This window comes from Pseudomonas sp. B21-040, assembly GCF_024748695.1.
Lineage (GTDB): Bacteria > Pseudomonadota > Gammaproteobacteria > Pseudomonadales > Pseudomonadaceae > Aquipseudomonas.
Window position 1 is genome coordinate 4,010,022 of the sequence record NZ_CP087176.1, and the last position, 15,772, is coordinate 4,025,793.

The 15,772-nt window shown below is 58.7% G+C and carries 13 protein-coding genes; 12 read left to right on the forward strand and 1 reads right to left on the reverse strand.

What is annotated here, in order from left to right; all coding sequences use genetic code 11:
* On the reverse strand, window positions 1-978 hold the full coding sequence (locus LOY55_RS18405) for an NAD-dependent epimerase (protein WP_046030279.1): 978 nt from the start codon (window positions 976-978) through the stop codon (window positions 1-3).
* Window positions 979-1,586: 608 nt separating this feature from the next.
* Here LOY55_RS18405 and rfaH point away from each other — a divergent pair.
* The 12 genes from rfaH to LOY55_RS18465 all read left to right on the forward strand — a co-directional run bounded on the left by rfaH (window position 1,587) and on the right by LOY55_RS18465 (window position 15,750).
* Window positions 1,587-2,123, forward strand: coding sequence for a transcription/translation regulatory transformer protein RfaH (gene rfaH / locus LOY55_RS18410; RefSeq protein WP_109786239.1), 537 nt, complete (start codon window positions 1,587-1,589; stop codon window positions 2,121-2,123).
* Window positions 2,124-2,161: 38 nt separating this feature from the next.
* Complete coding sequence (locus LOY55_RS18415; RefSeq protein WP_258666150.1) at window positions 2,162-3,322, forward strand: outer membrane beta-barrel protein; 1,161 nt, start codon at window positions 2,162-2,164, stop codon at window positions 3,320-3,322.
* 12 nt (window positions 3,323-3,334) lie between these two features.
* The gene (locus LOY55_RS18420) at window positions 3,335-3,868 is read left to right on the forward strand and encodes a polysaccharide biosynthesis/export family protein (protein WP_109786241.1); all 534 of its coding nucleotides are present in this window, start codon (window positions 3,335-3,337) and stop codon (window positions 3,866-3,868) included.
* Between the two features lie 2 nt (window positions 3,869-3,870).
* Window positions 3,871-6,183, forward strand: coding sequence for a polysaccharide biosynthesis tyrosine autokinase (locus LOY55_RS18425; protein ID WP_046030289.1), 2,313 nt, complete (start codon window positions 3,871-3,873; stop codon window positions 6,181-6,183).
* A gap of 181 nt (window positions 6,184-6,364) precedes the next feature.
* Window positions 6,365-7,756, forward strand: coding sequence for an undecaprenyl-phosphate glucose phosphotransferase (locus tag LOY55_RS18430; RefSeq protein WP_046030291.1), 1,392 nt, complete (start codon window positions 6,365-6,367; stop codon window positions 7,754-7,756).
* A 30-nt stretch (window positions 7,757-7,786) separates the two neighbouring features.
* Window positions 7,787-9,127, forward strand: a complete 1,341-nt coding sequence (locus LOY55_RS18435; protein ID WP_258666153.1) for a UDP-glucose/GDP-mannose dehydrogenase family protein — start codon at window positions 7,787-7,789, stop codon at window positions 9,125-9,127.
* 13 nt (window positions 9,128-9,140) lie between these two features.
* Window positions 9,141-9,845: a WecB/TagA/CpsF family glycosyltransferase gene (locus LOY55_RS18440; protein ID WP_109786243.1), complete on the forward strand. Its 705-nt coding sequence runs from the start codon at window positions 9,141-9,143 to the stop codon at window positions 9,843-9,845.
* A gap of 2 nt (window positions 9,846-9,847) precedes the next feature.
* Complete coding sequence (locus tag LOY55_RS18445) at window positions 9,848-10,930, forward strand: glycosyltransferase (RefSeq protein WP_109786244.1); 1,083 nt, start codon at window positions 9,848-9,850, stop codon at window positions 10,928-10,930.
* Window positions 10,927-12,039, forward strand: a complete 1,113-nt coding sequence (locus tag LOY55_RS18450; RefSeq protein WP_046030296.1) for a glycosyltransferase — start codon at window positions 10,927-10,929, stop codon at window positions 12,037-12,039. Before LOY55_RS18445 ends, LOY55_RS18450 begins: the two co-directional genes overlap by 4 nt.
* The gene (locus LOY55_RS18455; RefSeq protein ID WP_109786245.1) at window positions 12,036-13,349 is read left to right on the forward strand and encodes an O-antigen ligase; all 1,314 of its coding nucleotides are present in this window, start codon (window positions 12,036-12,038) and stop codon (window positions 13,347-13,349) included. The genes LOY55_RS18450 and LOY55_RS18455 overlap by 4 nt, the downstream gene beginning before the upstream one ends.
* 15 nt (window positions 13,350-13,364) lie before the next feature.
* On the forward strand, window positions 13,365-14,318 hold the full coding sequence (locus LOY55_RS18460; RefSeq protein WP_046030298.1) for a glycosyltransferase family 2 protein: 954 nt from the start codon (window positions 13,365-13,367) through the stop codon (window positions 14,316-14,318).
* Between the two features lie 13 nt (window positions 14,319-14,331).
* The gene (locus LOY55_RS18465) at window positions 14,332-15,750 is read left to right on the forward strand and encodes an oligosaccharide flippase family protein (protein ID WP_258666158.1); all 1,419 of its coding nucleotides are present in this window, start codon (window positions 14,332-14,334) and stop codon (window positions 15,748-15,750) included.
* The last annotated feature ends 22 nt before the right edge of the window (window positions 15,751-15,772 follow it).

The window sequence follows — 15,772 nt, forward strand, 5'->3', positions numbered from 1 at the left end:
TCACACCTGATAAAAGTGCCGATACCACGCCACAAACTGCGCCACGCCGGCTTCAACCGCCACTTGCGGGCGGAAGTCGACCCAGTCTGCCAACGCCGACACATCGGCCCAGGTCTTGATGACATCCCCAGGTTGCATCGGCAAGTAATTGCGCTGCGCCTTGATCCCTAATGCCGACTCCAGGCATTCGATAAAATCCAGCAGCGCAATCGGCATGCCACGGCCGATGTTGAAAATCCGGTTGACGCCCTCATCTGCCTGGTTCGGCAGTGGCGGCTTGAGACGCAGCCGGACGATGCCTTCGACGATGTCGTCGATGTAGGTGAAGTCGCGCGCCATCTGGCCATGGTTGAACACATCGATGGGCTGGCCCTTGAGGATCGCTTCGGTGAACTTGAACAACGCCATGTCGGGACGGCCCCACGGTCCGTAGACGGTAAAAAAGCGCAGGCCGCTGGCCTTCAGACCGTAGAGATGACAGTAGCTGTCGGCGAGCAATTCATTGGCGCGCTTGCTCGCCGCGTACAGCGAAACCGGATGATCGACCCGGTCATCGACGCTGAACGGCAGTTTGCTGTTGGCACCGTACACTGAGCTGCTTGACGCGTAGATCAAGTGCGCGGGCGGATGGTGCCGGCAGGCTTCCAGCACATTCAAGAAGCCCACCAGGTTGGATTGAGCATAGGCATCCGGATTGTGTTGCGAGTAACGAACGCCCGCTTGCGCCGCCAGGTGCACCACTTCGGTGAAGCGATACTCGTTGAACAACCCCATCAAGGCGGGTTTGTCGACGATGTCCATCTTCTGAAAATGGAAGCCCTGCAACGCGCTCAATTGTTCGAGCCGAGCGCGCTTGAGCGCCACGCTGTAATAGTCGTTGAGGTTGTCGAGGCCTATCACTTCCAGACCTTGGAGGCACAACCGTTTGACCGTGTGATACCCAATGAACCCTGCGGCGCCAGTCACAAGAACGGTCATAGTGCCTTGCTCCGTTGTTCAGACAAGAGTTGTTAGTTATAGCGTTGCTATTGCATTGGGTCCAGATTGGGAGCTCACTACTTACTATCCCCAACATCGGGGACTGCACTCGGTCGGGATGACTATTAATAGCGTCAAAAGTTTAATAAACCCGACGAAACGGAAATCAACCACAAAAACAATTGCTTGCGTACTGTCAAAATCGCCAATGGATAAAAGGCATGTATTTTGACAAGGAACGTTTGACAGACCGCTTAGAGTGGTCGATAACTACACCGGTCTATTTGAACAGAGCGTGAGTGCAGATTGCCTGCATTGGCGGTTGTTCCTTAGACCCACCTCTTCAGAACTATTTTTTTGTGGGTCCCATGTGCAGACCGTGCGGTAGCTTTGTCTGTTTCAACGTTGAGCCACGGTCTTATGCCCAAAGCGCTACTTGTTAGAGCATTACGTTATTCGTTGCACTTTCGTGAAGCACTATGTGCTTCAGTATTGAAACACTACTGCACATACATACATAAAAAAACATATCTGCGTCCAACTTCACTTCATAGGCCTCACTAGAGCCACTGCCTGCCTAAACTTCGCTAATTACAGAGTTTACCAGCATGCCAGCACATAGCTCCGAACGGTCTAATTGGTACCTCCTGCAATGCAAACCACGTCAGGACGAACGTGCCCATCTCAACCTGCTTCAACAAAATTATGTGATCTTCCACCCTCAGTTGGTGAGTGAACGCGTGATCCGCGGGAAACGCCATCGGGTGCTGGAATCGCTCTTCCCTGGGTATTTGTTTATCCATCTCAGCCGTAGCGACAATTGGGCGCCCATCCGTTCTACCCGCGGCGTCAGTCGTATTGTCGAATTCAATCATGGTCCTGCGACGGTGTCCGAGCACGTCATCGAGCATCTGCGTGCGCGCTGTATTGAATCAGCGGAACCGCACACCAGCCACGACCTGAAACCCGGCGAACACTTGCAGATCATTCGAGGGCCGCTGTCGCCACTTGAAGGCGTCTTCATTTCCTCGCTCGGCGCCGAGCGCGTCATGATCCTGTTGCAGTTTCTTAATCGGGAACAAACTATTTGCGTCCCGCGAAGTGATCTCGAACGTCATAGCACGCCATTACAAATAAATAACTAATCGCTTGCCTTATATGCTTTTTTTTCAGGAGCTATAACATGGCCTTGAAGTCACGCTGCCTTATTGCACTGATCACGGCCTCTCTTTATTCAGGGATGGCATGGAGTATTCGCCCACAATACATAAACGTTTACGGCTTCAACTTCACCCCGACTTTTTTAGTCTCTGAAAGTTACGATGACAACTTTCGTGAGTTAGAAAGCAATGTGCAGTCTTCCATGATCACCCGTTTGGCGCCCTCCTTCGAGCTCAAGGCCGAAGACCGCAACAGCGCCACTCGCCTGATCTGGCAACCCGCCCGCTACATCTATCACGACGAGTCGGACGCCTCATACACGGCCCATCGCGTGCGGGCGGACAGCATCATGGAATTCACCGATCGACACCGTCTGAAACTTGAAGCCGAATACCGTAAATGGGAGCGCACAGAATCGACGGCCGTAGAAGGCGTCAATGACAAGCTCAATAACAAACGGGTCGGCGGTTTATATACCTACGGCGCCAAAAGTGCAGATAACCAGATCGATTTCGGTGCCAGTTATGCGGAACTTCGTTACGACAATGCCGACGGGATCAACGACGACAAAGAACGTAATACCACCGGCGTGACGACTACCTGGTATCACCGCATCGGCAGTAATACCCGCGGTTTGCTGGAATACGATCACACCAATTTTGATTATCTGTTATCCAACAGTCCGCGCAGCAGTAAATCCGATGCCCTACTCGCCGGTGCAACGTGGGACGTCACCGCACGCACGACAGGCAAAGTGCGCATCGGCTATGAGAAAAAGAACTTCGACAGCAGCCAGTCCAAAGACCTCGACAACCCCACCTGGCAAGTGGACCTGCAATGGAAACCTCTAACCTATTCGACATTTACCTTCCTCGCCCGCCAGGCCCTCGCCGAAGGTGACGATGGCGCTGATGCCGTGAAGTCGACCTTCACCCAGGTCGGCTGGCGTCATGGCTGGACCGAACGGATCACCTCCGTGGCCCAGGCCGGGTACGGTCGGTATGTCTACGAAGGCCAAAGCCGTACAGACAATCTCCAGGATTACAACCTGGGTTTGATTTACGCCATGCGCCGTTGGCTGGATATCGAACTGGGCTATCGCTACCGCGATAACGATTCCGATGCCGACAATGAAAGTTTCACCCGCAACATTGTTTCGATCAGCTTCAACGTAAGCCTTTAGGAGGGTTTCGACATGAACTCACAGACTCTTGGCTTGTTGTTCACTTTGCTGGTTGTCCCCACGACCCATGCAGCGGATTCCGGTACTCAGTACAAACTGGCGGCCGGGGATGTCTTGCGCATCACGGTATTTGGCGAACCGGAATTGAGCCTCAAACGTATCCGTCTCAGTGACGCCGGCACGTTTTCCTATCCGTTCCTGGGTGAGATTTCCGCCAAGGGGCTCACACCGAACCAGGTCGAAAAAATCATCGTCGACGGGCTTAAACAGGGCTACCTGACCGACCCGAAGGTCAGCCTGAGCCAGATTGAGTACCGCTCGTTCTACATCAATGGCGAAGTGCAAAAACCCGGCAGCTATCCGTTCATACCCGGCCTGACCCTGGAGAAAGCCATCGCGTTGGGCGGTGGCCTGACGGAGCGCGCTTCGATCAAACGCGTGACCATCGTGCGCGGCGATGGCGGTACGACGCTCACCGATGAAGTCACCCGCAACACCACGATTGCTCCCGGCGACACCATTTCCATTGCACAAGGCTTTTTCTAATCATGGACAACAGCCCTAGCACCTACGTCGAACGTCCTCTGCAAACGCACGTGCATCAGCAGCACAGCGAAGACAGAGACACCATTGACCTACTCAAACTGTGGAGGGTTATCTGGCGCGCAAAATGGACAATCGGCTGGCTGATCCTGTTTAGCTGTGCCCTGGCGGCGGTGGCGGTTTCGCTCATTACCCCGCAATACATCGGCAGCACCACGTTGCTGTTCAACGAAAAAACACCACCGCTGATGTCCTTCCAGCAAGTCAAGGACTCAAGCACCAACGCCACTGACTACTTGCAGACCCAGCAGGCCCTTCTCGAATCCCGGGACCTGGCCGAACGCGCGGTGCGAAAACTCAATCTCACCACCAACCCGATCACCGACCCGCGCCAGCAACCGGCGCCCTGGTTCACGCCGCGCAAGTGGCTGGCGGCCCTGGAGCTCGACCAATGGATCCCCGGTCTGGCCATTTTGATGCCCGTCAAGGACACCCCGACCGAGGAAGACGTCTTCAACCAGGTCACGCAAAACCTGATGCTGCACACCACGGTCAAGTTCGTCGGCAAGAGCCAACTGCTCGAAATCCAGGTTGAACTGCCCGACCCGGATCTTGCCGCCGCAGCAGCCAATGCACTGGCCCAAGGCTTTACCGACAGCCAGATCGACACCAGCGAGAAGTCTTCGCAGTCCACCACGGCCTGGATGAACACGCGGCTGGTCGAGTTGCGCAACAACTTGCGCGTGGCCGAGAAAAAACTCCAGGGCTATCGCGAAGAACAAGGCCTGGTCGATGTCGGCGGCGTCGCCACCATCAGCGCCAACGAACTGGAAATGACTGGCAGCCGAATGGTCGATGCCCGCCGTACCCGCGCCGAAGCCGAGAGCGAATACCGTCAGGCCAAAGCCTTGAGCAATGGTGACTTGAGCCGGCTCTCCAGTGTGCCCGCGGTGTTGAGCAACCCGCTGGTCCAGCAGTTCCAGGCGGACCGGGCCAAGGCCCAGGCGAAAGTCGATGAACTGTCGGGGCGCTATGGTCCCAAACACCCGAGCCTGATTTCCGCGCAATCTGAATTGCGCGCCGCCACCACCAGCCTGCAATTGCAAGTGCAGCAGGTGGTTGCCGGGATCGAGCGGCAGTACCAGCTCGCCTCGGCCAGCGAAGCCTCGTTGCGCCAATCGTTCAACAGCAACAAGGCGCAGATCCAGGACATCGCTCGCAAGGAGTTTCAGCTGCGCGAGTTCCAGCGTGAGGTCGATAGCACCCGTGCGCTGTATGAAACCTTCGTCACCCGCTTGAAGGAAACCGCCGCCACCGCCGACATGGACTCGACCAAGGTGCGCATCGTCGACCCGGCGATTGTGCCGGTGGAAGCCAGCAAACCGCGCAAAACCTTGATTGTGGGGATCGTCGGGTTGCTGGCGGCTGTGATCGGCGTGGCCCTGGCCCTGCTCTTCGACAGCCTGAGCAACACCTTCAAGACCGATGAAACCATCGAGAGCATGCTCCACATTCCATTGCTCAGTGTCGTGCCGTTGGTCGTGAAGAAAAGCCGCCGGCAACTGGCTCGGTTGTTTGAGGACAATGACCACCCGCGTTTTTCCGAAACCATTCGCAACCTGCGCACCTGGCTGATGCTGCAAAGCAGCGACATGCCGTCGCAGATCGTGCTGGTCACCTCGACCGTCGCCGGCGAGGGCAAAAGCACCATTGCCAACAACCTCGCCAGCTCGCTCACCGCCCTTGAACGTGTGCTGCTGATCGATGCCGACATGCGCCAACCCACCCTGGCGCTGAACTTTGATTTCCCGCCGGACAGCCCCGGACTGGCCAACGTGATTGCCGGCACCGCCCGGCTCGAGGACTGCATCTTGTCGGTCGGCAATCTGGACTTGCTGCCGGCCGGAAAGATGGGGCCGTCCTCGGTGGATGTGTTCACCGCGCCGCGCCTGCCGTCTCCCGCCGATGCGCTCAATCCGGCGCGCCAGCCTCCACCGCAGGACTTGCTCAGTTCGCCGCGCATGGCCCGCATGCTCGAAGCGCTCAAGTTGCGTTACCGCCACATCATCATCGACTCCCCTCCCGCCGAGATGATCAGTGATGCGCTGCTGCTGGCCCAGCATTCGGACGCGGTGATTTATGTGGTCAAGGCCGACAGCACGTCAATCGGCCAGGTACAAAGGGGCATTGCCATGTTGCAACAAAGCCACGTACCGGTGTTTGGCACCGTGCTCAACCAGGTCGACCTGCGCAAGGCGCGCAAGTACGGCTACAACCACTCCCGAACCTTTTACAACTACGACTTCGCGTCCCGGTAATGAGTGATAGGGGGGCATTCCCCCCTCACCATAACGCCCCGCCATAACAAAAAGCTGCATCACCTCAAACACAACAAAAAAAGCTGCTTCACCTCTGCCGAGCTACGGAAAAGCCTGCGGGAGCCACGCCGTGTCTGCCCGTCCAGCGTTTGCGCACTACGTCTGCCTTGAGGTCAAGCCCATGACACCGCTCTATACCGCTCATCTGACGCACCGCCGCGGCCTGACGTTCTGGGCCCAGTGGGTGTGCGCCATGACGCTGACCACCTCGCTGCTGATGCTGCTCGTGTTGATGCGCGTCGGCAGCCTGACCAGCGATTACCGCATTCTGATCATCCTGACCGTGCTCGGTTCGGTGCCGATTTACAGCCTGATGCAGGTCTACCACAAGCGTCACGGCCTGTTGGTCGGGCTCGGTCGATTGCTCGCGGGCTGGCTGATCTTGCTGGCCGTTCTGGGGGCCATTGCCTTCATCACTCAGACCAGTGCGAAGTACTCGCGCCAGGTCATCATGGTCTGGGCGGTCCTGGGTTTTCTGGTCCAGGCGTTGAGCTTTCTGCCCCTGCACTACTTTGCACGGTTGCACGCGCGCATGGTCTGCAAGGAGCGCCGTTCGGTGATCATCGGCACCTGCCCGACCGCCCATGAACTGGCGAAAAAACTGTCACAGCCAAACCGCGCACTGGCCTTGGGGTTTATCGCCACCGCCGACGACATCGGCCCGGCGCCGAGCATCCTGCCGCTGCTGGGCCGCGTCGAAGAGATTCGCGAAATCATCACCCGCCTGCATGTGCGGCGCGTCTACATCGTCCTGACCATGGCCCATGCCGCCACTATCGAGGCGTTGTACATCGACCTGCTGGACATGAATGTCGACGTGGTGTGGATCCCGGATTTCGGCAGCATGGTGCTGCTCAATCACTCGATCTCCGAGATCGAGAGAATGCCGGCGATTTACCTCAACGAAAGCCTGATCAGCTCGCACCCGGCCAGCCTGTTTTGCAAGGACCTGTTTGAACGCAGCCTGGCGGCGACGGCCGTCATTTTGCTCAGCCCGCTGCTGGTGATGGTCGCTGCCGCCATCAAGCTGACCTCCCCTGGCCCAGTGCTGTTCAAGCAAAACCGCCACGGTTGCAACGGTGAAGTGATCAAGGTCTGGAAGTTTCGTTCGATGCGCGTCCACGACGATCAGGAGGTACGCCAGGCCACTCGTGACGATGACCGCGTCACCCCGGTTGGACGCTTCCTGCGCCGCAGTTCCATCGACGAGCTGCCACAACTGTTCAACGTGTTGCTCGGGCAAATGGCCCTGGTCGGACCGCGCCCGCATGCCGTCACCCACAACATTTACTACACCGGCAAAGTGCAGGCCTACATGGCCCGCCATCGTCTGAAACCGGGCATTACCGGGCTGGCCCAGGTCACCGGGCATCGTGGCGAAACCGAGACCGTGGAAAAGATGCAGCTGCGCGTCGCCCAAGACCTCAACTACATCAACCAATGGTCGCTGTGGCTGGACATCAAGATTCTGATCAAGACGCCCTTCACGCTGTTTTCGAAAAACATCTACTGACGCCCTGCTTCGACTCTCTGAGGTTTGACCATGAATGTGAGCGTATTCGGTATTGGTTATGTGGGCCTTGTCCAGGGCGCTGCGCTGGCGGAAGTCGGCCACACGGTGATGTGCGTGGATGTCGACGCCGCCAAGGTCGAGGCCTTGAAGGACGGCACCTTGCCGATCTACGAACCCGGCCTGAAGAGCCTGGTGCTCGACAATTACCACAGCGGCCGCCTGCAATTCAGCACTGACCTGGCCAGCGCCGTACGCCATGGTGAGGTGCTGCTGATCGCCGTGGGCACGCCGCCTGACGAAGACGGCTCGGCAGACCTCCAATATGTGCTGAGCGTGGCGCAAACCATTGCCCTGAACATGGACGGCCACCGGATCATCGTCGACAAGTCCACGGTCCCGGTGGGCACCGGCGACCGGGTGCGTGCGCACATCGAACAGGTGCTGGCCGACAAGGGTCGCAGCGACCTGACGTTCGATGTGGTCTCCAATCCGGAATTTCTCAAGGAGGGCTGTGCGGTAGAAGACTGCATGCGCCCGGACCGGATCGTCATCGGCACCGATAGCCCGCACGCCGAAGCGGTCATGCGCGAGCTGTACGAACCGTTCAATCGCAACCGCGAAAAGATCATCGTCATGGACATCCGCAGCGCCGAGCTGACCAAGTACGCCGCCAACTGCATGCTGGCGACCAAGATCAGTTTCATGAACGAGATAGCCAACATCGCGGAAAAACTCGGTGCCGACATCGAAATGGTCCGCCACGGCATCGGCTCCGATCCGCGCATTGGTTATCAGTTTATCTACCCGGGCCTGGGCTACGGTGGTTCGTGTTTCCCCAAGGACGTGCAAGCGCTGATTCACACGGCCACCAGCATCGATATCGATGCACGAGTACTCAAGGCTGTCGAGTCACGCAACAACGAACAGAAAGCCAGCCTGTACACCAAGGTTTTCGATTACTTCAACGGCGATCTTCGCGGCAAGACTTTTGCCGTGTGGGGCTTGAGTTTCAAACCCAACACCGACGACATGCGCGAAGCCCCAAGCCGGGTGTTGATGGAAGCGCTGTGGCGCGCCGGCGCCAACGTCCAGGCATTCGACCCCAAAGCCATGGAAGAAACCCAGCGTATCTATGGATCACGCGATGACCTGACTTTGGCGGGCACCAAAGAAGCGGCGCTGAAAAATGCCGACGCCTTGGTCATCGTCACGGAGTGGCAATCGTTCCGTGCGCCGGACTTCGACCTGATCAACCAACAGCTCAAACAACCGCTGATTTTTGACGGGCGCAACCTGTTCGATCCGCAGCGTTTGAGCCAACGCGGCTTTACCTACGTGTCCGTCGGCCGACAGACCCGCGCTGTCATCTGAAAGGAGTCAGGCCATGATCAAGCTGAAAATTGTCAGGCATTACTCACCGAAATTGCTCGACGCCAATCAGGCGTATTCCTTCATCAACTTCGCGTCCATCGGCAGTTTTTTCAAAGACACTCCGGGCACCGTCGCCTACTTTTGCGACGGCATGCTGATGTCGGCGTTCATGTCGCAGGTGACCGGGCGCAGCATCGGCCGGGTCAGCTTCGATTTCACATCCATCGCCGACCCGGTGTTGGGCAGCGCCGAGCAATCGGGTAAACGGGTGTATTTCGTCGGCGCCCACCAGGCCGAGCTGGAGCTGTTCATCAGCAAGATCAAGGCCCGCTACCCGCAGTTGATCATCGCCGGCTATCACAATGGCTACTTCAATGTGGCGCAAGCCAAGGGCATCCGGCGCGACATCTGCCAGAGCGACGCGAATGTCCTGATCGTCGGCCTCGGTGCCGGATTGCAAGAGCAGTTCGTACAAGATGCGCAGCGCGCAGGCTTTCACGGTGTGGCATTTACCTGTGGCGGGTTCATTCGCCAGGAGGCCATGGCCACGTGTCAGTACTACCCCGAGGTGATCAATCGCCTGCATTTGCGCGCGTTCTACCGGATGTACCGCGAGCCGCACACCATCAAACGCTACCTCGTCGACTACCCCGGCAATTTCCTGCAACTACTGGCAATGCTCGTTCGGCACAAAGTCACCATCCGTGTCGGGGAATGACCATGCACATTCTGTTCATCCTCAAGGATTTCAAGTCGGGTGGCGGCGTCGAGCGCGTCCAGCAGCGCTTGTCCGAGCAGTTTCTCAAGGACGGCCAGCGCGTGAGTTTCTTCGTCATCAACGGCGACACGCCGGACACGCAAGGGGCTCAAAGCCTCAATGACGGCGGCGGGCGCGGTCTGCTCGGATGGCTCAAATCGATCATTCTGTTGCGCCGGTTGATTCAGCGTGAAGGCATCACCCACCTCATTTCCGCCAAGGAGCAGGCGAACCTTTGCACATGGTTCGCCACCCTCGGCAGCCCTTGCAAGGTCATCTATAGCCGCCACGCCACACTCGATTGCACGGAGCAGAAAACCAGCCCCACCGGCCTGCGCCTGCTCTACGCGTTGTACCTGTGTGGCAGCGGCAAGGTGGTGACGGTGTCTACGGTGTTGCGTCAATCCCTGGCTGAAATGATGCCGTGGGGAAGTCAGCGCATCCGCTATTGCCCGAACGCCGTCATCAACGATCAACTGCTGCACGCCGCCAAGGCGCCGTTGCCCACTGAAATTCCGCGCAATTATTGGCTGGGCCTGGGCCGTCTGGTGGCGCCAAAAGGTTTTGACTTGCTGCTCGATGCCTATGCCATGGCCCTGCACAGCGAGGCGGTACCGGATCTGGTGATTGCCGGCGACGGTCCCTTGCGAGGTGAGCTGACGGTACAGGCCAATCGCCTGGGTATCGCGCACCGGGTGCATTTCACCGGGTTCTTGAGTAACCCCTATCCGCTGCTCAAGAACGCACGTTTGTTCATTCTCAGCTCGGTGCATGAAGGCATGCCGACGGTGCTGATCGAGGCCTTGGCGCTGGGTACGCCGGTGCTGGCCAGCGACTGCGAAACAGGGCCCAGAGAATTGCTGGACAACGGCCGCCTCGGCCAACTGGTCAACGTCAACGATGCGCCGGCACTGGCCGAAGGCATGCTGCAAAGCCTGTTTTTGCAGGGTCGGGTCGCCGTCAATGAAGGCATGATTTCCGACGCGATACGTCAGTACACCAGCCAGGACGCCGCGCAAGCGTACTACCAGGTGTGGAATCAATGAAAAAGTTGCTGATTATCCTGCACGACCTCAGCGCAGGCGGGGCCGAAAAAATGATGACGCGCCTGGCCGGGGCGCTGGTGGACGCGGGCAATGACGTGACCCTGCTGATGCTCACCGGCGGTGGCGTCAACGCGGCGTACCTCGACCCACGGGTAAAAAAGGTCGAATTGCGCAGCCCGCGCAGTTCAAGGGCCGTACCGGCACTGGTGCGTTTTCTTCGACAAAACCGCTTCGACGCGCAACTGGCGGCGCTCACTCACGTCAACGTGATCGCCATTGTCGCCGCCGCGTTGTCGGGGACGCTGTCGCGGCTGCATGTCAGCGAACGCAACGCGTTCTCCCACGACAAACACGTCAACCCCGACTTCATGGTGCGCGTCGCCTACACGGTGGCGCCGCTGCTGTATCGGCTGATTCCCAACCCGGTGATTTGCGTCTCGCGCGGCGTCGCCCAAGACCTGATCGACACCACCATTGCCCGTCGCCAGGACGTGACCATTGCCGACAATCCGGTGCTCGACAACGACTTTCGGGAAAAACCGCATCAACCGCCCAGCCATCCCTGGCTGCTGGAAGCGTCCAACCCGGTGATTGTCGCCGTAGGTCGCCTAGCCCCGCAAAAAGGCTTCGATACGTTGATTACCGCGTTCGCCGCGCTGCCGAATCGCGACGCGCGCCTGATCATTTTTGGTGAAGGCGTCTTGCGCGATCAATTGCTGGAACAGGCTCGCAAGCTGGGCGTGGGGCATCGGCTTGACCTGCCGGGCTACACCCATGAGCCCATGGCAGAGGTGGCGGCGGCCGATTGCTTCGTGTTGTCGTCGCGCTTCGAAGGCAGCCCCAATGCGCTGGTCGAAGCGTTGTCCACGGGGACGCGGGTGGTTTCGACCCGTTGCCCGCATGGCCCGCAAGACATCCTGATCAATGGTGTCGTCGCCCCCCTCGTGGCCGTCGATGACCCGATGGCCCTGGCGCAGGCGATTGCCCTGCAACTCTCCACCCCACGAGAAGAACACCGTCAGGCGCGCCTCGACGCGGCCGCCCGTTTCATGAATGCCAGCGCGGTAAAAACCTACCTCAGCGCCCTGCTCGGGAGTCCCTCGCCATGAACAGACTGGAGATCCGCTATTCCACCCTGCGTGACGGCTTCACCTTGTTCGGTGTGCTGTTTTACATCCAGGTGATTTCGTTTGTCCTCGGTTTGGGCAGCGCCTCGAGTTTCGACGACATCGACAAAGACCTCGAAGGCAACGTGACCAACCAGATCTGCGGCCTGATCACGTTGCTGGTGCCTTTGTTTTTCTTCATCCGCAACAAGGTCTTCCTCAGCAAAAGCTTTTACCGCGGCAACTTCTTTCTGCTGGTGTTCCTACTCTGCGTGATCGCCTCCATCGGCTGGTCCTCTGACCCGATGCTCAGCCTCAAACGATTTGTCGCGATGATCAGCGTGGTGTTTTTCGCCGGTTTCATCGCCTACAACTACAGCCTCGAAAAAATCACCTTCATGCTCGGTTGCGCCATTGGCGTGGCGGCGTTGATCGGTTTGATCCTGGCGCTGGTCATGCCCAGCGCCGCGTTCGTTTCCGGCGGTATTCGCGAAGGCGCGTTCAAAGGGATTTTCATGGAGAAGAATGCCGGCGCACGGATCAACGCCATCGCGATCCTGTTGCTGCTGCCGATGATTCGCCAGCGTAACCGCTGGGCATTGTTCTGCTCGTTCTTCTCGCTGATTGCCATCTTGCTTGCCCAGTCGGCGACCGGGGTGGTGCTGGTGATTGCCGGCACGATCAGCTACTGGTATTTCCTGACGTTGATCCGTTTACGCATGAACCGATCGCAGCTGTTGTTCCTCGGCTGCACCCTCCTCTACCTGCTGGTGTGCCTGTTCCTCTACAGCAACTTTGCGGTGTTGCTGGAAATGGCCGGTCGTGACCCGTCACTCACCGACCGCACGATGATCTGGGAGCTGCTCGGGCCGTTTGTCGACGATCAATACCTCAAGGGCTACGGCTTCGGCGCCTTCTGGTCCAGCCCCGATGCCGCCGCGTTCATAAAGCGTTGGGGTTACATCGGCAACGCGCACAGCGGTTACGTGGAGACCCTGCTCAACGGCGGCATCATCCAACTGACCGCGCTGGCTCTGCTGCTCGCTGAAGCGCTGATCAAACAGTACCGGGCCGTGACGGCGAACCAGTCTGCGCAGTTTCGCGCCAGCGCCTTGGTGATCATCGGTCTGTTCGCCGTCACCAATTACGTGGCGTACGTGATTCCCAACTACCGCTCTGCCGAGTTCCTGGTGTTCTGCACCCTGGCCCTGTCCTTTCGGCATCACCCTGCGACCTATCCCGAGTTGTCCCCGGCAACCCTGCGTCAGCGTCCGTCTGGCAGGGCATTACCGCGCGATTCAGCCAAAGCGTAAAAAGGAGAGACACCCGTGTCAGACCAAGCCCCGTCTTTACCGCATACAGTGTGTGTCGTGATCCCGATGTACAACGGCGCCGACAGCATTGAGCAAACACTGGCGTCCCTGGCCGGGCAAACCCGACTGCCCGACCACGTCATCGTCGTCGACGATGGTTCCTCCGATGACGGGCCACAACGGGTCAACGCCTTCGCGGCGCCGTTTCGCCTGACGCTGTTGCACCAGGCCAACGAAGGCCAGGCCAGCGCCCGCAACCACGGTCTGCGGCACTCTGAGGAGACGTTTGTGGCGTTTCTCGATGCCGATGACCAATTTCGTCCGCAAAAACTGGAGCTACAGCTGGCCCTGTATGACGAACTGAGTCGTCAAGGCCGGCCGGTGGGGCTGATCGACTGCTACACGCAGGTCAATTACAGCGACGGCAGGCGGCAAATGGACAATCTGCGCAAGAACGGCCGGCATTTCTACGATTTCATCCACGCCAACGTCCTCAATGGCGTATCCACCGCGCTGGTCAAGCGTGACGTGATCCTGCAACTCGGCGGCTTCGATGCCAGCCTGCGTTACTCCGAAGACCGCTTCATGTGGACCCGGATCGCCGAACACTGGGAGATCCACACGGTGCCGCAAGTGCTGCTGGAGCGCACGGTCAATGCCGGCAACATGACCGCGCAACCGAAGAAGTACTACCCGAACAAGATCAGGTTCATCGAGGTGTACCTCGCCCGCTACGGCGCGCAGCTCAGCAAGCAGCAACGGATCGATTTCGTGCTGGGCAACCACACTGACTTTCTCAATGCCTTTTCCCGCAAAGGCGAGCATGCCGACGTGATCGGCGTCTACCGGCGAATGCTGGACTATTCCTGGCAAACGCTGATCTTCGCCAACGGCAAACCGACCTTGCGCTACCTCTATGCCTGTGTTCGAACATTGCGCAAGGCAACGGCGTCAACCACCGCTCATTGAACCGGTATCCGCCATGGCCAATCACCGTCTGGTTACATTGATCTGGATCTTCACCGAGAAATTCGGCCTGATCTTCCTGTCGATGATTACCTTTGTCGTGTATGCCCGGCTGCTGTCGCCCGCAGAGCTGGGTGTGGGCACGGTGATCATTGCCGTCGTCGAGTTGATCGGCCTGGTGTATTCATCGGTTCTGGAAGACCCGCTGGTACGACTCGAGCGGTTGGAGGACAAACACATCTCCACGGCCTTCTGGGCGGCGGTACTCGTCAGTCTGGCGTCCATCGTCGTCATCTCGGGCGCGGTACTTGTGTACACGCCTGACCCGATGCTGCGATGGATGACGGCGGTGGCCTCGGTGAAAATCCTGTTCACCATGATGGCGCGGGTCTATGTGGCGCAGATGCGCCGTAGCGGCGACTTCAAGACGCTGGCGTCGCGCACGCTGCTGGGCAAGGTGTGTGGTGGCGTCGGCGGCGTCGCTGTCGCGCTTTGGGGATTGGGGGCCTGGGCGGTCATTACCCAGGCACTGATCATGGAGTTCGTGTCCATCATCGTATTGATGCGCGCAGACCGGCAGCGCATCGCCTTTCATATTGACGGCCCCGTCTTGCGAGAACTGTTGAAGGCCGGTGCACCGGTAGCCGTCAACGCGCTGAGTTCGCAAACGCTGCAGCGTGGGGTCAACGTGGTCCTGGGCATGACGGCCGGCGCAAATGCGGTCGGCATGTTCAACATGGCGATGCGCATCATCGAACTGCCCCGCACCGCGATTTACAACGGCCTGCTGAGCTATGCGCTACCAGTGTTCGCGCGGCGCAGCGCCGATCCATCACGGTTGCGCGCGATCTTCAGCGATTCGACCGCTGTCAGCGGCTTCCTGCTGACGCCCTTGTTCATCGGCATCGCACTCACGGCGCACGACGTGATCCTGTTGATCTTCGGCGCCAAATGGACCGAGGCCATTGCGCCGCTGCAAGTGCTTGCGTGCACGGCAGCCATCGGCAATACCGCCATGTACGCCACGACCGCACTGGTCGCGGTCAATCGCAGTTACCTGACCATCAAGGCCGAAGTGGCAACCACGGTACTGGCACTGGCGCTGGTCTATAGCTTCGGCAGTCTCTATGGCGGCATGGCTGCCGCCCTGGCGTTACTGGCCCGGATGGCGATCATCACACCGTTGCAAATCCGCGGCTTGAACAGCGCAATCGGCTATGACTGGCGGCTGTTTTTCGACACCAACTATCGCAGCGTGATTGCCTCGCTCGTCATGGCCGCATTCGTCCTCCTGGTTTCTTCCCGATCGGGTTTTGAAGGTTACTTGCACCTGATCTGCAACATCGTGGCAGGCGCGCTGAGCTATGCCGTGGCGTATAGCGTCATGCACCCGCGCTGGCCGCAAGAATTCAAATCGGTTTTCACCGCTCGCTGAATTCAATCCCGAAACAGGAACA